A 19,490-nucleotide genomic window follows, 5' to 3' on the forward strand; every position below is an offset into this window, starting at 1 on the left:
AAGCACTTGGTCAACAGCATCTCGTTTGAATGATTCGGGATAAGTACGTCTGGTCTTGGTCATAAACATAACTCCTGGGTGGCATTATCCACCTTAAGTTAGTGTCCACCTAGACCGGGACAGACCAGTCTTCCTAAAGTTTTTTACGCATACAAAGTTCATAATCCTGTATCAGGCAAATTGCTGCGAACTTTTTCAATCCGGATTTCCATTAGGGGCAGATCAGACTGGCATCGCTACTCATTAAGAGCCTGTTGCCAGCGATACTAAAGCTTGATCCAGATCAAGCTTGATGGCGTCCTTTTTTTTTATGATGAAGTGCAGGGAAATCTTTTGTCGCTAAGTCATACCTGAAGGAGCATCCTCATGAAAAACGTTGGGAATATTGATCGTGGTTTACGGATCGCTGTTGGTGTCGGATTGGTTTTGATGGCGCTAATGGGCTATGTTGGTTGGTGGGCATATATTGGTGTAATCCCGCTGTTGACGGGGATTGTCGGTTTCTGTCCCGCCTATAGCGTGTTTGCTTGCTCGACGTGTCCCAAAGAGGAAAAATAGAAATCTATTTTTCAAATACCGCGTAGCGGATATCAGTTAGGATCAATCCAGTAGATCACCGCATCCTTGCGCGAGGTAGCTGAAGCCTTGTGACTTGGATGTCCAATAATAATGGGCGCAACCGTCAACCATTCGATCGGCAGATTCAATAAGGCTTTGCCAGCGGCGGTGTTCAGATAATGCTGTGCTAAGCCAATCCAGCAGGAGCCTAGTCCGCTTCCATGCGCGGCCAACATCATATTTTGTGCAGCGAGTGCACAGTCTTCGTTGGCCCATTTTTCCATTTCTGCCGATGAAATTACAAGCAGCACCGGCGCGTGGTAAAAAAGATGAAAATCACGGTCTTCAAGCTGCTTGCGAAAGTGCGCGGCACCAGGATCATCAGAGATGCTCCTAAGCATGTATGCCTTTGCCTGGACGGACAACTCATCAAGCTTCTCTTTATCGCGCACCACCGTAAATGTCCATGGTTGATTGTTCACGGCACTGGGAGCGTGAATCGCCGCATCAATTAACTTGCGGATACTCTCCTTGTCCACGTTTTCAGTCGTGTATTCACGAACTGCGCGGCGGTTTTTAATTGCATCAAAAAGTTCCATGTCTTACTCCGGAGTGAATCAATGTCGCTGCGGGCTTGCCGCTGATACCGCCGCCTAACCTTTGCGAATTCATGTTCACTGTAATCTGCGCATCTATCATCAGATTGATATAGATCAAAATCCAGTGCGGGTGTCGGAGTAGCGTCAAATCTCCTAAATTTAATCAGGAGATGATAATGAGCTCGCTTGAGGTGATCGAGGTATTGGCGGAATCCGACAAGAGTTGGGAGGATGCGGCGCAAATAGCCGTGAAGACTGCGGCAAAAAATATTAACAACATCAAGTCAGTTTATATCAAGGAGATGGAGGCAAGCGTCGAAAAAAATAAGATCACCCTTTATCGCATTAACGCGAAGATCTCATTCCTAATCGATAAAGAAGTTTTGCAAAACATATCAATGTATTCCTCTTTGGAATAAGCTGTTTTCTTAAGGAGACGGATATGTTGAAACTATGGTTTCATTTTTGTTTTACCCTCGCTCTGGTGCAAATCCCTCTCGCCGGTGCGATGTCGGCGGAAGTTACGGTCGGGGCGATTAGGTATTTGTCGGGTGGTATTGGAGTGGATGAAGAAGTAGAGTTGAAATCCATGGCATCGTGCTATGTGTTGGAAATGGTATCTTTGATCAAGTCTGGGCCGGGCGATCAATACACTGCAGACTCCCGGGTTTGTATCAGGAATAAAGTAGGTAAGGCTGTGCTGGATGGGATTTCAGAAGGCCCGTTTTTGCTGGCTAACCTGCCTGACGGAAGTTATCAGGTCGTAGTAAGCGAGGATGGCAACAGCAAACCAGAGAGGGTCTTAATCAAGAAGGGAACGCATAGGCGTCTGGTGTTTGTATGACGTCAGTAGCAGATCGTTTTCGCAGATTATTTGTGGTATTTACTACTGCGGCTGGAGTTTGTTCTGGCATGTTACAAGTCGGTCATGCGCAGATCATGCCCGACGAACTCGCTCCAACTTTTTATAAACAGGTCAGGCCAGCACTCGCCCCGCCAATTGAAGAGCAATTACTGTATGCCGGTTTAGCGTATAAGTCTTTGCAGGGCAGTGGTTTGGTCAGCGGGTCAGAATACATAGTATTGGTTGACCGTAGTGCATCAGTGCAAGCGATTTTCATCTTTTGGCTGGAGCAAGGACAACCTACCATATTTATCGGCGCATCCCCCGTATCCACTGGTCGAGTTGGACAATTCGACCATTTCGAGACGCCCACAGGCGTATTTGAACACTCTGTCGACAATCCGGATTTCCGCGCCGAAGGCACCAAGAATGCGCTTGGCATTCGCGGCTATGGCGTGAAGGGCATGCGCGTTTTTGACTTTGGTTGGCAGCAGGCAACGCGCGGTTGGGGTGGCGGTGGTCTGGGCACAATGCGATTACAAATGCATGCGACAGATCCTGACTTACTGGAAGCCAAGCTTGGAACGCAGCAATCCAAAGGATGTATCCGCATCTCAGCCAGCTTAAATCATTGGCTCGATACCTTTGGAATTATTGAGGCAGATTATGCGGATGCAGTAAACAAAGGTATGCATCTTCCTGTAGCTATGCCAACGCCTAAAGTGTATGGTTCTGGCAGATTTTTGATCGTTATTGATTCAGGGCGTTCCACCCGCCCGGAGTGGGCGACGCCGCAATTTTCCCCTCGCAATATTTTAAATTCCAGCTCAAATCTGCTTTATTTCGATAACTTCCGCTAGGTATATTAACGGGGATTGATTTGCTCGCAGAATTGACCCTCTCCAACTGATCCACCTTCCACTGTCTGGCGAAGGCTGCAACCCGGTCATACGACCCTTCATATCCCAACGTGTTGATTTGTATCGAAAACTGACCCACTTGGTCGTAGAAATTGCATCCAAAACTTACCACTAAATGATAGGTCGCTGCTCTAGTTTTCCGTACTTAACATGGGCAGATAACGCGATGACCAAGCTGCAATCAAATCAGCAACATAGTCTGCATCCCTGCGTTGCGTCAGTAGATGGTCTGCATCATCCAGTGAAATAAAGCTCTTTGGATGTTTTGCTGCCGCAAAGATGTGTGCAGCATTTTCAACATACACCGTGTCGTCGCCCGGTGCATGCATTACTAACACTGGACGTTTCAAGGCTGTGATGTGCGAACGTAGATCGTTCTCGCGCAAGGCATCAATCAAATCCTTGTGAACAAAAAAAGGACGACCGGCCAAATGGACTTCAGCTTGGCCGTTCGCTTCGATTTCTTCTAAAGCAGCTGGATCAAACTGATGCAATACATTCTTTAGATCGTACGGTGCACCGATCGTGACTACCGCTCGAATATTCGGCATCATGCCTGCGGCCATCAATGAAGCGGCGCCTCCCAAGCTATGACCTATCAGTAAAGAAGGTTCCTTGCCAACTTTCGCCATTGCCTGACCTGCCGCAACTAGATCAGCCACATCTGCCGCAAAGGTTGAATCGCCGAATTTGCCTTGGCTCCCACCCAATCCAGCAAAGTCAAAACGTAATACACCGACCCCACGCGCAGCCAGAGCACGTGTCGTTCGAGTAGCAGCCAGACTGTCTTTTCCGCAAGTAAAGCAGTGCGCAAAAATCGCCCACGCACGCGGTGCTTCAGGTCCTTCTATACGGCCGGATAAACGATAGCCTTTAGGCCCGTCAAAATCAAATGCTTGCGACGCCATAGTTATCCCTCTATATTCAATTTCAACTAATTTAATAATACTCATGCTACGTTATTTTTTGTGATTAAGTAGTCGCTTAAGTCGACGCGCTAAAGCGGAATATAGGCGCCCGTCGTTTTCTTGAATCGTATCTACCAATCCCATATCTCGCACTTTATAATTCGACGCATTCAAGACGGAGACAACTGCTCCGGCTAAAAAAATCGATTCTAAAAATCAAAAAACATTCTAATTGCTTATAAAAATGAAGAATATCGAGGAGACGTAAAAGTGATTGACGTTAAAGCACACAATCCTGTTCAGATCGAATTGGACAAGGCGGCGAGACTCATTAATGCAATATTGAGACTTATGCACAAAGGTGCAATGCCACACGAGCAGGCTAGGAAGGAATTGAGCGTACTGCCGAAAGGAATCGCCAAAGCAGAAATAGCTTATTGTGTTCAACAAGCAATGAGAGCTGTTGATCTGAATGAACAGATTTCGCGTAATACAGATAAAGAAAAAGAAAAATTTCCTGCGTGGTGATTCTATTTGCTACAGGTTATAGATAGCTGCCGAACTGCCCATTTGATGAGCTAGTCTATTCCAGACTATTTACTCAATCTAACCGAACCGCTTAACTAATAAATAGAAGATGCTTATTCTAAATTCCGTATATCTGCCAACTCGTGCAGATGCAGATTTAACAATTTTTATGGCCAGAACTGGTCAGCTTCTCATCGAATGCTTTATTGGCTTGTCTCCTGAGAAGACCGCTCAAGATTTCCAAAACGATGTCCTTATGCCGGTGCGGCTTAGCGATAATCTTCTCATTGATAATCCATCCGAAATTTTTATGCAATTTCTGTCGGAATCAGATCTCGATGGTGATTTTGCAGCAAAAACCAAAGCGCCTTTGATTAATGCTACTGCTTATTTTTGCCGAGCATTGAAAGCGTACGATATTGGTCAATTATCGGCTACTTGGTCTTATTTAGTTGACGCTAATTATTGGTGTGGTTTTTCATCTTCATACAGAGGAATAGGGATTGCGAGAGATAAAACTATCGTAGAAACAGAGGAGAAAGTGTTGTGGGAGCATAGATCAAAAGGTGGGACTGGCAAAAAAATAAATAATTTACCTTATAAATTAGAAGCTGAGGATCTTGCGCGGACGATGAGATCAACATGGAAAAATCCCAGTCAAGCCACTCACATTGTTCTAGATAAATTGAATCAAGAATATGAAAAACGCGAGCAAAAATTTCCATTAAAGTTTCACTCAATCTATCTTCATTTTAAATCGCTTCACGATGCGGATAAATTGTTCAATATCCCCTCCCAAAAATAAATTTTTCTAGAAACACTAATTAGAATTTTAAGCTGCGAATGCGTTTAGACCTATTTGCAGCTTGTACGCCCCATCAAAAAGCTTGCGTGACTTGCTCATGTGACGCCCTTTCTAATTCATCTTGATTGTCATAGTGCTGCGTCGTTATCCAGTAGATATGGCGTTCTTCTTCATTCCCAATACTCTAATTTCAATTTTCTATCATGGAGATATTCTTGAATTTCTTAAAGAAATTCAAGAATATCTCCATTTTCATTTGTGCATGATTTTTCTAAACTTGTCTTGTCGTAACCAACTTCATTCAAGGAGAAATAAATGCATACAACTGCAAATTTTTTAAACAATGTAATTCGTATTAAGCAACTTAAGCAGAAGACTGGCTTGGGAAATAGCAGCGTCTATAACAAGCTGAATCCTAAGAGCAAATACCACGATCCCACGTTCCCGCAGTCGATTCAGCTAGGCGACAGCGCCGTGGGTTGGATTGAAGGCGAGGTAGATATTTGGCTTAGCAATCGCCCACGCGCCAAAGTCTAAGCACCAGACATCTATATCTTTAAAAAAGGAAAAAACATGAAAGCATCACATCAAGAAACCGTATCAGAAGATTTGGCGATACAACAATTCATTGATCAGCTGGACGCATTACAGCCTTGCGCGCAACAGCAGAATACAGCTCGTTTTCAGAAAATGTATCCAGCAATCGAGCGTGCATTGTCTCGCAAGGTCTCACAGAAAGAAGTTGTATCTCATTTAGAAAAGATGGACTTGAAATTGTCTATCGGCGGCTTTCGCGCACAGTTAAAGGCGGAGCAGGATCGTCGCAAAGAGTGTGGTGATGTTCTGCCGTGCAGTTTATGTGGCTCACTTTTGCCGCATAAAAGCCACACGGAGAAAGGTAGCAGCCTGGCGACCGCATTCAATAACAAAGATCTGCATAAGTAGAGAGTTGGGGTACGACACAGTTCAATCTGTGCGTACCCAACGACACAAATAACATGCAGCAATGTTGCATACAATCTTTACAAGGATACAAATGAAATCGAAAGCGAAACGTGATCTGACCACGACACTTACATCAGATCGTTCAGTGTCAAACCAAGACAAAGCCATGCTTTTAGCAGGCCAGGACAGTCAACACTCTTTACCTGTTGGTTCTGTGCATGCAAGCTGGCCAATGCCTGTTCAGCCAATCGCAGTACATAGCTTGATTGCGGCCGAGTCCAGTATGGCTAAATCACTTATGCACAAGCAACTCATCTACATGATTGAAAATTATATGGCGGAGGTCGAGCGTGAATAATTTTCTTGACCCGCCTATTTATCCCAGACGTCATTTCTGTGATGCTCAGGATTCTATCGAAGAGTTGATACGAAACATACAAGCGCCCGATGCTTTGATTGCCATGGAAGTTGGCAGTTGCATGAGCATCGTTACCCAACCGTTATATGACATTCGTCTGCCTACAGGTCAGGTTCGGCCTCTATCAATGAATTGGGCTGTCATAGCAGATTCAGGTGAGCGCAAATCGGCAGTGCATGCAATTGTAGCTAAGCCGATTTATGAATTTGATCAAAGAATGAAGGAGAAATACGACGTTCAAATCGAACATTACAAAGCGGAGCTGGATTTTTGGAAATCTGTTTTGTCTGGCCTCAAGCAGAAGCTGGTCAAGTTGACGCGTGAAGACGCATGCGTCAAAGATCTGAAAGAGCAGATGTCGGAACATGCGAAAGCAAAGCCTGCAAAGCCGAGACAGCGTCGCATCATGCGCAAACTGACAAATGAGCGTGCAATGATGGAGGCACTTGAGGGATGCGGCGAATCAATCGGGTTTGTTAGTGACGAAGGACAGGTCCTGGTGAAAGGCGGAGCGCTTGAACGAGTTGGTATTAATAATTCGTTGTGGGATGGCGCAGAGCTGGTTATGGACCGCAGTGATGGTGTTCAACTCCACGTCAAAGATCCGCGGATGAGTATTTCATTCATGATTCAACGATTAGTATTCAAGCAGTTTTTGGGGAAGCGTGGAGATGAGCTAAGAGGCTCAGGAAATTGGGCACGGTATCTGATTGGTGATCCTCGAACTACAAAAGGTACTCGTTTTATTTCTACAGTTAATCCACCGTATGTGCATTTGTCTAAATTTCAATTCAGAATGGGGGAATTACTGGAAGAGTACGAACGACGTATCGAGTTAGGCAAGATTGAACGAGACATTCTTGAATTTTCTGAAGACGCGATCAGACGCTGGATTGAGATGTCAAACGAAATCGAATACATGTTGCGGCCATCTCAATACCTGCATGATATTGATGATTTTGCTTCCAAGGTGCTGGAAATCACCAGCCGCTTGGCAGGTGTGATGCATGTGTTCTCTTCGCAGGAAGGCAAAATTTCCGTCGACACACTTCAACGTGCTTTCGATATAGTCGGATGGCACATTGATGAGTTCAAGCGACTTTTTTCGCCAGAATTGGCTGTTTCAGAAGTAGTTATCAACGCGATGAAAGTGGAGGACTACTTATATCGAAAAGTTTGGCAGGCTAATTACACGTATGTACTACAAAATTATGCGTTTAATTTCGGACCAATACGTACGAAAGCCAAGTTTCAGCCGGCTTTGGATTGTCTGGAGTCACTAGGACGTATTCAGATTGGAGTTGGTCCGAGAGGTGAGCGATACATCAATTTGCATCACGGTTACTTTCAGGCAAAGCAGTTTCCGGTGCTGGACAACTTTTGATAATTGCCAAACTGATCTGGCTTCGAAGAAGTGCTTTCGAGTGGATTGATTAAGTAAATAAAAAATGTTTTTAGATTTCCATGCGGTTTGTGCTGTTAACAGCACGAACCGCATATTTTTTTGTATGCCCTTAAATTATTATTCTTTTATTCTGCCCTTTCGTCGGTGCTGTACTGGACACTCGATTATCCGTCCGGATGATCCCCCCTCAAAGCATTCATCACTCGTTTGACTCCTGCTTCTAAGCGAATGCTTGCATCGCGCTACCTTGATTACGCTTGGAATCCAAGTGATCCTCTGTATGAGACAGCGTGTATCAGTCCTTCACCAACTATGTAAGACAGGCTGCTCTGATTTTGACCATGTTTTCCTTCTGCTCACCTGTCATTGCTTGAACGCGCGCAGGACCTAGATGACGTTCGGGACGTCTTGCAATGCCTTGATCTTTCAATGAGCGATGATCGACTCTGCTTGAATGCCCGTTTCTTTCGAGTACAGCATTCTGAAGACCTGCACTTATCTGCCTCGTTTTAATTATTTCCTCTCTAAGCTCGACCCGGCTCTTCCCGCCACTGTCTTTCTTGCATCCACCGTTTTCCGGGTGCTTTGTGTTATATCGCTTGAATAGTTCCTCTGGTTTGCGATCAATACCATCAGGCAAACGATCAGAAAACATCAAATGCAGGTGTACGTTGGTTGCTCCTTGAATCGAAGACGGCGATTTATGGATAGCGTATTCATAGGGTTTGTCGACAATGATTTTCTCAATGTATTCACCGACTAGAACTTGAGTTTGTTCCGGCGTCAATTCGGAAGGCAGCGCAATCTCATGTTCCCGATACACTGCACCGTTCGCACGTTCGTGTTTGTCTCCTGCTTTCCAAAATGCATGCGGGTCGTCGTTTGCCCATTTAGGCATGTTGCCGTGACCGGTTGCGACCAGGTCATCACGTTGATTGTATTTACCCTTTCTGCTTATGTAGGCGGCGTGATTTGCTGCAGTACCTTTCTTGCCACTCTTGATGCAGTGATGGAAGCTTGCCATTTGTATTTGTCCTCATGTCGACGTTAAAAAGCCAGCGAGTTGATTCGCTGGCTGCGTGTGAGATGAAGTAAATACAGGTTGTCTTTTTGATGAAATATGGAGAAAGGTTAAGTGCGCGTCCTTATAACACTCCTCTAGTAGATATTGTTTATTCAACGATCACTATCTCCATCATCAACTACCTGTATTACTGTCTCGCATAACATAGGTAGAGATGTATAAAATTGCTGGTTGTTAAATAACGAGATCTGGCTTTAAAAGAGCAGTCCATGCTCTGCAAACGAGAATGTACCTTCCTCTCCAATAATGAAATGATCTAGTACGCGTACGTCGATTGATTCCAGAAGTGATTTGAGGCGATTGGTTAGCTGTTTGTCTGCTTCACTGGGTTGCGTACTACCAGAAGGATGGTTATGCGCTAGGATCATTGATGCAGCATTCAGTGACATAGCTCGTTGAACGATCGCTCGCGGATATACGGATGTCTGGTGGATAGTGCCGAAAAACAGTTCTTCATAGGCAAGCACACGATGCTGTGTGTCCATGAACACAACCGCAAACACCTCCCTCATCTCATGGAGGAGTTGTAGGCGCAAATAGTCCATCACATCCTTTGGACTTGTTAGCTTAGGTCCGTGCTTGATTACGTGTTCATCTAAGATTTCAATCGCTCTGTGCACTATCCAGGTATCTACTGCTGTCAGGTCATGCAGGAATTCGCTCCAATGGCGGAGAGAATTGGTATCTTGTTTCTCTTCACATACGTTGATGGTGGTAGTCATATGACCTCCTGATAGAGGAGTGCGCCCGGCATGAAAGGAAGGCACTTCCTGATTGTGTTGAATATGAAGTTGCAAATAAAAAGACCGCCGAGGCGGTCTTGATTTAGTGGGAGAGTGATGCAGGTTTAAACACGCAGCATGTATTGCTCATTGATTGTCATGAGATTAAAACCTCTGCTGCAGTAAAACGATGCGGCTGCGGTGAATAAATCCAGTGCTGCCTCCTGCGATCTGCACCTTCCACCAGTCCGAGTTTTGCGGATGTGTCTGGAACGAATTACCACTCTCGACACGTCCTATGATTGCGCTCTGTCCATTAGCTTGAGCACGGACGTTTGTATAACCGTCAGGGTCATCAATGACCGCCTCAACAGAAAAGTCTTTTACTGGTTGCGTGCCAACTTGTTTGCCATTGTCCGCAAGTACACCGTTTGCAAATACGTATCGATGCGCTTGATTATTTTCTCCCTGCATAGTGACGACGATAGAGTCGCCACTGCGCTCTGCTTCATAGATGTCTGAGCATGTCCCGAATGTCGGATAGCTCTGCGCACCGCTGGCTTTAATCGATACGAAATTGAATAGAGCAGGACAAGCGGAGCCACCAAGGTTTTCAATAAGAACGAATTGCTCCTCTCCAATAAGAAAAGACTCTTTGATCGACAGTGAGGAGTTCGCCTGAATGACTGGCTTTGCCAAACGGCCATTGAGGATGAGTTGAGTATGTTGATTAGTCGTGAGATGGCCGTAACGCGTTTCCAATAAGTCGACACCTTCTTTGTCTACGTTAGCTAAGGTCGTTTCATCATGCACGTGCTCAGCCTGTACAACGTTTTCTACAGGCGTCTGTGGAATGGATAAATCAAGTCCTGCTACGATTTGATCTCTTGGTGATGGAAGCTTACGCCCCACATTGGTGAATTCCATCAGCAAACTAATCGCTACTGAAGCAACGAAGACGATGATGGCGGCGATCGACCATCTCCGCTGTGATTGATTGAATTCTTCGAGGCTGCTCCAGTTACCTGTTCTCCATGCTAACTCACGTCCCTTCAAGCCAAGCCAGATGCTAACGCCAATACCGACTACCGGAATGAGTGCGAGCAGCCCCCACCAAACCCGGAATCGAATACTCCAAATGACGTTCAATAAAAAACCTCCCCAGCACCAGCCTTGAACGCCGGCAGGGAGTGGCTCTGATACAGCCTTAGGGATAGTCGGTTTTGATGTTGAGATGAGCTTTACGGCTTGAGGTGCGCCGCACTCGGGGCAATGCGTTGCGCTATCGGGAATTTCTTTACTGCAGGCGTGGCAAGAAGTCATGGCCATTTGTTCCTTTATCTGAAAGGTACTTTTATTCTTTTATGGGGATAGCTGCGTAGCAGCCTGAGGATGTTGATGACGGACACAAGGAAATAAGTAATAGGCTTTCCTCGTATCCGCCAATGCCGCTTTATCTTCCGATGAATATTCCAAGGATCATCGTCAAGACGAACATGCCTATCCATGTCCAGAAGTAGGCAGGGCTTTGATTAAACGCTTTAGCGCGCTTCCACAGAAAGACAGGGACCAAGAAGAAATACTTTCCGAAGCTGGATGTATCGACGCCGTCTTGTTTCAACCGGGCGTCTTCTCCTGCAGATAGCCCAATGTTGAGTATTAGCGAGATGTACCAGTACTTACTAGTAGCTGTAGCGACCTGCATTTGAAACAGGCCCGACCAGCATTCCAGCCGATTCTCGGCCAGGAATAACTGCAGCTGATGCCCCCTTCAAACCAGCATTAGCTGTAAATGAACCTGCATTTATCCGCGCCAACCAGCATTCCATCGCCGCGAACCAGAATTATCTGCAACTGACCAGGATGTTCAACACGGCCTTGGTATCGGCCTCGATTTCAGCCAGCACGCCCAGCCAATGACCTATGACCCGCTTGACGCTCGATGCCGGCTGGGTGTCGCGCCAAACCGTCAGGATGCGCTGGTAGCCGACCAGATCGGCCCGCTGGACGCAATACGCGATCGTCATTTGGGTTGCCTCGATGTCGGTAAATGCTCCGGGGGTACTGCGGGCCTGCTCCTGTAGGCCAACCTGGGCGGCCGTGTCGCTCTGGATGCGCCGCAGATGCTCGATGATGAGCGGCAATCCGGTTGGATTCGGCCAGGCAAGGATTTCGATTTCCTCGGTCGTGCCGGTGCCGGTGGCGATCCTCAATACATCGTGGACGCCCGCTCCGATCAAGTCTGCCGTCGGGATGTTCGTATGCGTCCACGGAAACAGCTCCTGTTTCTGTGCCACCAGCATGCGCAGGTCCTGCTTGAATCCCTGTTCCAATCCCGGAGGTGGTGCGTCCCGATTGTCGGCCTCGACCATTTTCCAAATTCGCTCGATGTGGTCCTCCTGCTCAGCTTCAGGAAACAGACTGATATTCCAGGCAAGACAGCAGCTCATGGCAGCCTTCTTTCGCGCCTCCTGTTCTTCAACGAAGAGGACGTGCGGCAGCATGAAGGACGAAAAGCAGGATGCGACTGTAAATTGTTTGAATTTCATGAGCAGAATTAGATGGGCAGGCCAGCGGCAAGCATCCGGTCGCGCAGCTCCGCTGTGCGCGCCGGTTCCAGTTTGTTGTTGAACAGCGCGCGGATTTCCGCTGGCTTGGCGTCGAACTGTTCGACCATATCCTTCAGTCTGTACCCGTGGCGGGTCAGGGTCGGCTCCAGATCGTCAAGCTGGCGCGACAGCACAGTTTCCACCAGCGCGGCCGTGACAGGCTTCTCGCCGGTCTGGTAGCCCGCTTCCAGCGACAAGGTCAGGTGCAGTTGGACTTGCAGCGGCGTGCGCAGCTTGGTGGACAGGATATCGATTGCCTCGCTGTTCAGGATCGATTCTGGATCAGTGTTCGGAGCCGCGCTGGCGCCAAGCAGCCACAGGATGTACTCGCGCTGGCTGCCGGCGACGCCATCGAGCGTGAAGATATCGGTCCGGTAGCCGATTTCTTCCATGGTCGGGCGGCGCAGGTCGTTGCGCAGCTTCGGATGGCCGGCCAGGATCACCGACAACCGGCCGCCTGCGTCCTCGACCACTTCCATCAGACGTTTGAGGCCGATGAGGGTGTGTCCGTTCAAGTCGTGCGCCTCGTCGACGAACAGTGCCACCGGCCGCTTCCCCTTTTTGACGATTTCCTGCAATTCGCGCTCGCGCTTTTCGCTCTGCTTGGGAATTTGCACCTGTTTGTCCTGCGTAAGGTCGTAGAAGAGCGTGGAGATCAAGGTGGCCAACTTGATGCTGTGCTTTTCCACGGACAGCGACTTAGCGACGGCAACGCGGTTCTCGTCTTTCAAAATCTGCTGAAGGCGGCGCAACGTGACTGTTTTGCCGCTGCCGACAACACCGCACAAGGCGATCAGCCGCCCCTCAAGGGTGGCCCCTTTGATGTCCTTGATCAGCTGCTTGTGGTGGTCAGTTTCGTAGTAGCCGGCCTGGCTCAGTGGTTGCGTCAGCCCGTAGTACTGCATCACTTCAACTCGCATGGTCCTCTCCAGTCTTCTTGTTTCGGAAATAATCTCGTATGCGCGCAAGCACGACGCTGCGCGTCAGCGTCTCGCTCAGTACCTGGTCGATGACGGCGCGATCTGCTGGCGACAGCTTGGCCAGCGGCTTGGCCAGCTCGCCCGCTATCGCCAGCTTGGCGGCGATGACGTTTGCAAAATGGAATTCGTGCGCCTCGGCGTCGAAGGGCTGGATTGGTAATTCGCCTGGTAGATTCAGCGGGGCCAAGTGCAGGTCCTTGCCGGCCAGCGCCTCGATGGGCAGCTTGAGCTGGTCGGCCAGGGTGCGTATACGGTCGGCGCGCGCGTCGGCCGCGCCGCGCTTGAAGGCGCGATAGCGGTTCAATGGAATCGGCCCGGCGACCGGGTAGTACGGGCCGGTGCGCACGCTTTCGTACTCCACGTACAGTTCGTTGTCGAACAGCCCCCACAGCAGCAACACATATTCACCGGCCATGTCCAGCTCGACTTCGTAGCTGGTACCCTCCACCGACACGCGCGCGTCCACGCCAACGCGGCGCCGCTCCGGCTCGCGGGCAAAGCGACAGTACTGCTCCCAGGCGCACATCTGCCGGATGCCGCCGCTCGGGAAATTGGCAAGCCAGTCCTCGATGCGCGAATGCTGCTCGGAGCGATGATCCTGGCGAATGTAACGCATCAGATAGCGCAACAGCCATTCGTTGGCCTGTTGCTCGGTCTCCGGCTTGTGGAAGTGGTACAGCGTCTCGTGGGCTTCCTTCACTGTGCGAAACGGCCGCTCGACCTTTCCCTTGGAGCGCGCTGTAACCCGCTCGCCGTCTTTGCCGGCCGGGATGTGTGTCATCCACTCGATACCAAGCGCGTGCATCACATTCTGGAATACGCGACTCTTGGCGACAGGGCCGTTGTCCAGGTAGATCATCAACGGCCGCCCCTGGAACGGATATTCGGGGTCCGCCTTCGCTGCCATCGCGTTGAACAGGAAGCGCAGCGCCGATTCGGCATCTTCGCCATAGACGCAGCGGTACTCCTGATAGGCCACACCGCTACGATCGTCCACGACGCTGTACAGCATCAGCGTCGGCTCGCCCTTTCCCGGTTCGATCCAGTCCGGCTTGTCGATCCGTTTGAGGTCGGACGGCGACATGTCGAACTGCCAGCAGTCGTTGCTGTGCTCGGCCTGGAAGCGCACGGCTGGCGGCTGCCGGCGCAGGCGCGGCTGGTCGAGGTGCCAAAGTGTGAGGTACTGGTTGACCGTGCTGCGCGTCAGCACCCCTTGCGGTGCGCGCACAAGTCCCTGTACCGTCTCGACGCCATATTCCTCCAGCAGCTCGATGGAGCGCTTCGTGGACAGGTGGCGGCCCTGCTTGTTGGTCGTGCGTAGCTTGAGGGCAGCGACCAGCTCGCAGTAGCGCTCCAGTTCCGATTTCGGCAGGACGCGCGGCTTGCCGTGATCGGTGCGGTGGACTACGCGCGGCTTCAGAAAGTCCTTCAGGGCGCGATACACCGACGTGGTGGACATGCCGTACAGCTCGGACATGGCGCGCACTTGGGCGGCACGCTCCGGACTTTTGTGAGGCAGACGGTCGAGCCGCTGCCGCAATTGCAGCAGCGATTCGGCCGGGATCTGCTTACGCCACCCGGCAGCCATCGCTCTCAGCCTTGTCTAGGTAGTTGTAGAGCGTGGATTTGGAAATCCCCATCATCTTGCAGATTTCCTCAACAGTGTGGTTGCGCTCCCGGTGCAATTTCACGGCGAGCGCGAGCTTGACAGGATCAAGGCGCCTCGGCCGACCGCCCATGCGGCCGCGCGCGCGCGCCGCGACCAGTCCGGCCTGCGTCCGTTCGCGGATCAGGTTGCGCTCGAACTCGGCCAGTGCGCCGAACAGGTGAAAGACCAGCTTGCCGCCGCTCGACGTGGTGTCGATGTTTTCTTGCAGGCTGCGCAGCCCGACCTTGGCTGATTCGAGCCGCTCGACCAGCTCGATCAGGTTCTTGAGCGACCGGCCCAGCCGATCCAACCGCCAGATGACTACGGTGTCGCCGGCGCGTAGCATGCTCATTAAGGTAACCAGCCCGGTGCGGTCCGCTCTGGCTCCGCTCACCATGTCCTCGAAGACACGCTCGCAACCGACCGCCTGCAACGCATCGCGCTGCAAGTCCAAGTTCTGGTCGTCGGTCGATACACGGGCGTAGCCGATCAGCATGGCGACTTGTCCAATAAATCACGAAAATTCAGTATAGCTGGACTTTGAATATTGGAAAGGGATTGTGGATTGTCGCTGTGCTTGAGCAAGCTGCCGCTTGTCGGCCGCGCGCGGGAGTGCAACAAACCCTCGTTTATTGGAGGATACTGCCCCCTAGTGACCGTCTTGCATCAGCTTCTGAATGAAAAGCCACCAAGCCACTAATCATCGATCGGAGGATATGTGTTGGAATTTACCAAACTTCCAACCTTGTTCGCCGTAACGGGCCGAGATAGTCGCTCAGCGTCAACACTCAGCGTTCCTGAGCGCCTGCCGATTGATAATTGGCATACACTCTAGAGTGTGGTTGCGGACGCTCTTAGAAAACACCAGTCGAGTTCGCGAATTTTTGATACTAAAGAGGAAATGACATGAACAAATTTTTGACAATTTTGGCCGTCGCGCTTATTGGCGCGAGTGCCTCGGCTGTGGCCATGGACGACATGAAAATGGGAATGAAAATGGACATGAAAATGCTCGACGCCAATGGCGACGGCGCGATTTCGAAAGATGAGTTTATGAAGCACCACGAAATGATGTACGACAAGATGAAAAAAAATAAAAACGGGACAGTCGACTTAAAAGACATGTCGATGATGCCGTCTCACGATATGAACATGACGGGCAAGGGAAAATCGAAGGATGGCGCTAAGGCCATGGAAGGTATGGCCAAGTAACGGCTCTATTAGCTCAAGAGTGACAGAACTGTGGCCGGGTAAGCGTTCCTTGAGATTGCTTATCCGGCCATTTGTTTTTCGACTGCGATTCTGGCCATTTGATTTTCGACTATGATCGTTCTAAATTTCGACCTCGAAGATTAATAACCGCAGAGATGTAGCACGGCTAGCTTGTTCGAACCTGCTTAGAACCAGAGTCGCACGCCCGCGACGATCTGACGCTCGCTGCGTGCCGCGTTTTGCTGTCGCGCAAGGGTAGCGGTCTGCCCCAGTTTGCGTGCCCAGGTAATACCGATGTAAGGGGCGAACTCACGGCGGATTTCATATCGTAAACGTAGTCCCAAGCGTGCATCCGAAAAACCGGTGCCAATACCGCGCGCTAAGTCTGACTTGCCGTATGCATTGACTTCCACTTCCGGCGTGAGGATGGCGCGTTGGGTGATTCGCACCGTATATTCACCGCGGGCGCGGGCAGCCGTGCGTCCGGCAGCACCGACATAAACAGCTGCTTCAACGTTGAACCAATAGGGTGTAATCCCCTGCACACCCAGCACGGCCCACTGCCGACTGGGACCGCCGCCGAAATCATGCCGCACGCCCGTCTGCAGATCCCAGAACGCTGCAACTGCATGCGACCACAATACCTCTGCCCTGCCGCTAGACTGTCCCGCGGACCGTTCAGCCTCCGCCTTGAGCCACAGTTTGTTAAAGTCCGTCCCGATCCAGACTGATCCGTCCATATTCAAGCCACTGCTATCGAGCCCGTCGAACCCTTCCAAACGGTCCAACATAACCATCGAAAAGACCGCATTGTCGGACATCTCCATACCGTCCCCTGGAATTGCATATGTGCCATCCGGATTTCGCGGATATGGCCCGGTCTTTGCTGCATTCACCGGGTCCGCAATCGCAGCCGGAGGCATTCGCATTTTTCCGTGATCCATTGGCGGCATGGGCGGCATTGACTGCGCGAAGACCGCAAACGACGCCGATGCTGCGCACGCAAAAGTTAGGCGCCGAAGAGCACGTGCGGCCAGACCGCGCTCCGGAAGCATCGCCGCGTACGAACGAAATGAGTCGACTGTCTTCATGAAACCACCACCATGCGGAACATGCCCGCTTCCATGTGATAAAGAAGGTGGCAATGGAAGGCCCATTGCCCCGGTGCGTCGGCCGTAACCAGGAAACTAATTTTCTTGCTCGGCTGCACATTAACTGTATGTTTGCGTACTAGGAACTTGCCTTGCTCGTCCTCAATGTCGCTGAACATACCGTGCAAATGAATTGGATGGTTCATCATCGAATCGTTGATCAGGGTGATCCGCACGCGTTCCCCGTACCGAAAATGTACAGGGCCCACTTCGGAAAATTTTTTGCCATCAAACCCCCAGACGAAACGTTTCATGTTGCCGGTCAGGCGCATGACAATCTCGCGGCTTGGGGCTCGCTTGTCGAGCGGCCCGCCTACCGAGTGCAAATCAGAATACGTAAGTACCCTGCGTCCATTACCGCGCAGACGCGGACCAGGATCATTTAGCGCACTGGAGGGCGACATTGCACGGGAGTCCACGCTGGGTCCAGTGTCCATGACGGCCATACTCTTATCTCCTGCCATGTCCATACCCGGGCCGTTCTTCTTAGGCGCCATGTCCATGCCTCGTTTATCACTCTCCTTGGACATATTCATCTCGCCGGCATTTTTCCCAGATGACATATCCATTCCAGGCATTGAAGAGTGGCCGCTGTCAGGCATCGCCGCTTTGTTCGTCATTGAAGACATGTCGTGCGCTGCGTTCGGAGGCGAACCACTTTGCATCGGTTTCGTCGATGACATGTCCATACCTTGCATCGCACTGTGGTCTGGTGCGGGGAGCTGAGTTTTCGGTGGCGTGCCGCCCATGTCCATGTCGCCCATTCCCATGTCGACCATGGCGAGCCATGTCTTAGGATCCATCTCCGGGACCGGAGCAGCCATTCCTTTTCTTGGCGCCAGCGTGGCGCGCGTGTAACCTGTGCGGTCAATCGACTGCGCGAAAATTGTATAAGCATTCTCATCTGGAATATGGACGACCACGTCGTACGTTTCGGCGACTGAGATGCGGAACTCGTCGACTTCGACCGGCTCGACTTGTTGTCCATCTGCGGAAACGACGGTCATTTTCAAGCCGGGAATACGCACGTCAAAGATCGTCGTCGAAGAACCGTTAATTATGCGGAGACGCACCTTTTCTCCCGACTTTACAAGTGCGGTCCAGTTTGCGGCGGGTGGCGCACCGTTAGCGAGATAGGTGAACGTCGAACCCGATACATCGCCGAGGTCGGTCGGGTTCATCCGCATCTGGTTCCACATTTTTCGTTTCTCCAGCGCCTTGCCAAGACCCATCTGCGACACGTCGCGGAAGAACATCCCTGCAGTTGGCATCTGAAAATTAAAAAAGTCCGATTCCTGTTTCAGGCGGCGATACAAGAACTCCGGTTCGCTGTCAGTCCAGTCGCTTAAAAGCAATACATGATCGCGATCCGAACTGATCGGATCGGCATTGGCTGGATCGATTACGATCGCGCCGTACAGCCCAGTTTGCTCTTGGAATTTCGTATGGCTGTGATACCAGTAGGTACCATTTTGCTGCACCTTAAATCGATAAGTGAACGTTTCTCCGGGCGCAATTCCGGGAAAGCTAATGCCAGGCACCCCATCCATCTCAAATGGTAGTAAGAGGCCATGCCAGTGAATGGAGGTCGAAGTCTGTAACCGGTTAGTGACGCGAATTGTCACGACATCGCCTTCTCGCATCCGCAGGGTCGGCCCGGGGATCGTGCCATTGACCGATGTGGTTCGTCGCGTCGTCCCGGTAAAATTCATCGGCGTGTCCGAAATGACAAGATCAAATTCAGTCCCTCGCAGTACTTCAGATTGCATCGGGTGCGTCGCTGCCGATGCTGGCCCAGTACCGATAGCAAATGCCGTCGCCACACCTCCTACAGCAAGTCCTTGCACAAATCGGCGACGTGACCTCAGCAACATCCTCTGCTCTTCGACCTCAATGAATTTTCCCACATAACCTCCTTCAATTCGCTCAACAGCCTTCGCAAGCGCTAGGTTCCGAACTACACACTGCCGCGTACCCGTCTCACCTACAAGCCGAAACAGTCACTACAACACGTACTAGCCGCAAACTTGGCATCCTTGCCAAGCATACATCAGACAGCAATATTCCGTCGCGAAAAGGAACAATTCCGAACTTGATCGCCGCTCTCCAATTTAGCTGGCTAGCCCAAATCTTCCATAAGCGGGTGCCAACCAG

The 19,490-nt window shown here is 50.4% G+C and carries 22 protein-coding genes; 11 read left to right on the forward strand and 11 right to left on the reverse strand.

The window, feature by feature from the left end:
• Positions 1 to 366 precede the first annotated feature (366 nt).
• Positions 367 to 558 (forward strand): YgaP family membrane protein, encoded by a 192-nt coding sequence (locus tag IXC47_RS11755; RefSeq protein ID WP_195875744.1) that lies wholly within the window; start codon positions 367 to 369, stop codon positions 556 to 558.
• Between the two features lie 32 nt (positions 559 to 590).
• Here the strand turns inward: IXC47_RS11755 and IXC47_RS11760 are convergent, their stop codons facing one another.
• Complete coding sequence (locus IXC47_RS11760) at positions 591 to 1,157, reverse strand: nitroreductase family protein (protein WP_195875745.1); 567 nt, start codon at positions 1,155 to 1,157, stop codon at positions 591 to 593.
• A gap of 176 nt (positions 1,158 to 1,333) precedes the next feature.
• Between IXC47_RS11760 and IXC47_RS11765 the strand changes: the two genes are divergently transcribed.
• Genes IXC47_RS11765 through IXC47_RS11775 form a run of 3 tightly spaced genes read left to right on the forward strand, consistent with a single transcriptional unit; the run spans position 1,334 to position 2,861 of the window.
• On the forward strand, positions 1,334 to 1,576 hold the full coding sequence (locus IXC47_RS11765; RefSeq protein WP_195875746.1) for a dodecin family protein: 243 nt from the start codon (positions 1,334 to 1,336) through the stop codon (positions 1,574 to 1,576).
• A gap of 23 nt (positions 1,577 to 1,599) precedes the next feature.
• Positions 1,600 to 2,001, forward strand: coding sequence for a hypothetical protein (locus IXC47_RS11770; protein ID WP_195875747.1), 402 nt, complete (start codon positions 1,600 to 1,602; stop codon positions 1,999 to 2,001).
• Entirely contained in the window at positions 1,998 to 2,861 is an 864-nt protein-coding gene (locus tag IXC47_RS11775; RefSeq protein ID WP_195875748.1) for a L,D-transpeptidase family protein, read from the forward strand. Before IXC47_RS11770 ends, IXC47_RS11775 begins: the two co-directional genes overlap by 4 nt.
• Positions 2,862 to 3,052: 191 nt before the next feature.
• Here the strand turns inward: IXC47_RS11775 and IXC47_RS11780 are convergent, their stop codons facing one another.
• On the reverse strand, positions 3,053 to 3,829 hold the full coding sequence (locus IXC47_RS11780; protein ID WP_195875815.1) for an alpha/beta hydrolase family protein: 777 nt from the start codon (positions 3,827 to 3,829) through the stop codon (positions 3,053 to 3,055).
• Positions 3,830 to 4,099: 270 nt separating this feature from the next.
• On the opposite strand from IXC47_RS11780, the gene IXC47_RS11785 reads away from it, so the two are divergent.
• The 6 genes from IXC47_RS11785 (at position 4,100) to IXC47_RS11810 (ending at position 7,909) form a co-directional block, all read left to right on the forward strand.
• The gene (locus tag IXC47_RS11785; protein WP_195875749.1) at positions 4,100 to 4,357 is read left to right on the forward strand and encodes a hypothetical protein; all 258 of its coding nucleotides are present in this window, start codon (positions 4,100 to 4,102) and stop codon (positions 4,355 to 4,357) included.
• 109 nt (positions 4,358 to 4,466) lie between these two features.
• Entirely contained in the window at positions 4,467 to 5,162 is a 696-nt protein-coding gene (locus IXC47_RS11790) for a hypothetical protein (protein ID WP_195875750.1), read from the forward strand.
• Between the two features lie 315 nt (positions 5,163 to 5,477).
• Positions 5,478 to 5,699 carry an AlpA family phage regulatory protein gene (locus tag IXC47_RS11795; RefSeq protein WP_195875751.1) on the forward strand — a complete coding sequence of 74 codons (222 nt, stop codon included), beginning with the start codon at positions 5,478 to 5,480 and terminating at the stop codon, positions 5,697 to 5,699.
• Between the two features lie 36 nt (positions 5,700 to 5,735).
• Complete coding sequence (locus IXC47_RS11800) at positions 5,736 to 6,107, forward strand: hypothetical protein (protein WP_195875752.1); 372 nt, start codon at positions 5,736 to 5,738, stop codon at positions 6,105 to 6,107.
• Positions 6,108 to 6,198: 91 nt separating this feature from the next.
• Complete coding sequence (locus tag IXC47_RS11805; RefSeq protein ID WP_195875753.1) at positions 6,199 to 6,465, forward strand: hypothetical protein; 267 nt, start codon at positions 6,199 to 6,201, stop codon at positions 6,463 to 6,465.
• On the forward strand, positions 6,458 to 7,909 hold the full coding sequence (locus IXC47_RS11810; RefSeq protein ID WP_195875754.1) for a YfjI family protein: 1,452 nt from the start codon (positions 6,458 to 6,460) through the stop codon (positions 7,907 to 7,909). The genes IXC47_RS11805 and IXC47_RS11810 overlap by 8 nt, the downstream gene beginning before the upstream one ends.
• Before the next feature lie 331 nt (positions 7,910 to 8,240).
• Here IXC47_RS11810 and IXC47_RS11815 read toward each other — a convergent pair whose 3' ends face one another.
• The 7 genes from IXC47_RS11815 to IXC47_RS11845 all read right to left on the reverse strand — a co-directional run bounded on the left by IXC47_RS11815 (position 8,241) and on the right by IXC47_RS11845 (position 15,469).
• A complete protein-coding gene (locus IXC47_RS11815) occupies positions 8,241 to 8,954 on the reverse strand; it encodes a MobA/MobL family protein (RefSeq protein WP_195875755.1) in 714 nt (237 codons plus the stop codon).
• 254 nt (positions 8,955 to 9,208) lie between these two features.
• Entirely contained in the window at positions 9,209 to 9,736 is a 528-nt protein-coding gene (locus IXC47_RS11820) for a JAB domain-containing protein (RefSeq protein WP_230089523.1), read from the reverse strand.
• A 165-nt stretch (positions 9,737 to 9,901) separates the two neighbouring features.
• The gene (locus tag IXC47_RS11825; RefSeq protein WP_195875756.1) at positions 9,902 to 11,065 is read right to left on the reverse strand and encodes an SH3 domain-containing protein; all 1,164 of its coding nucleotides are present in this window, start codon (positions 11,063 to 11,065) and stop codon (positions 9,902 to 9,904) included.
• Between the two features lie 515 nt (positions 11,066 to 11,580).
• A complete protein-coding gene (locus IXC47_RS11830) occupies positions 11,581 to 12,285 on the reverse strand; it encodes a hypothetical protein (RefSeq protein ID WP_134222395.1) in 705 nt (234 codons plus the stop codon).
• A gap of 8 nt (positions 12,286 to 12,293) precedes the next feature.
• Positions 12,294 to 13,265, reverse strand: a complete 972-nt coding sequence (locus IXC47_RS11835; protein ID WP_134222394.1) for an ExeA family protein — start codon at positions 13,263 to 13,265, stop codon at positions 12,294 to 12,296.
• On the reverse strand, positions 13,255 to 14,889 hold the full coding sequence (locus IXC47_RS11840; RefSeq protein ID WP_134224091.1) for a DDE-type integrase/transposase/recombinase: 1,635 nt from the start codon (positions 14,887 to 14,889) through the stop codon (positions 13,255 to 13,257). Before IXC47_RS11840 ends, IXC47_RS11835 begins: the two co-directional genes overlap by 11 nt.
• 4 nt (positions 14,890 to 14,893) lie before the next feature.
• A complete protein-coding gene (locus tag IXC47_RS11845; protein WP_134222393.1) occupies positions 14,894 to 15,469 on the reverse strand; it encodes a recombinase family protein in 576 nt (191 codons plus the stop codon).
• Positions 15,470 to 15,879: 410 nt separating this feature from the next.
• On the opposite strand from IXC47_RS11845, the gene IXC47_RS11850 reads away from it, so the two are divergent.
• Positions 15,880 to 16,185, forward strand: coding sequence for an EF-hand domain-containing protein (locus tag IXC47_RS11850; protein ID WP_195875757.1), 306 nt, complete (start codon positions 15,880 to 15,882; stop codon positions 16,183 to 16,185).
• 185 nt (positions 16,186 to 16,370) lie between these two features.
• On the opposite strand, the gene IXC47_RS11855 is transcribed toward IXC47_RS11850, so the two are convergent.
• Entirely contained in the window at positions 16,371 to 17,276 is a 906-nt protein-coding gene (locus IXC47_RS11855; protein WP_195875758.1) for a copper resistance protein B, read from the reverse strand.
• Entirely contained in the window at positions 17,273 to 19,210 is a 1,938-nt protein-coding gene (locus IXC47_RS11860; protein ID WP_195875817.1) for a copper resistance system multicopper oxidase, read from the reverse strand. Before IXC47_RS11860 ends, IXC47_RS11855 begins: the two co-directional genes overlap by 4 nt.
• Positions 19,211 to 19,490 lie beyond the last annotated feature (280 nt).

This window comes from Herminiimonas contaminans (assembly GCF_015645465.1).
GTDB lineage: Bacteria > Pseudomonadota > Gammaproteobacteria > Burkholderiales > Burkholderiaceae_D > Oxalicibacterium > Oxalicibacterium contaminans.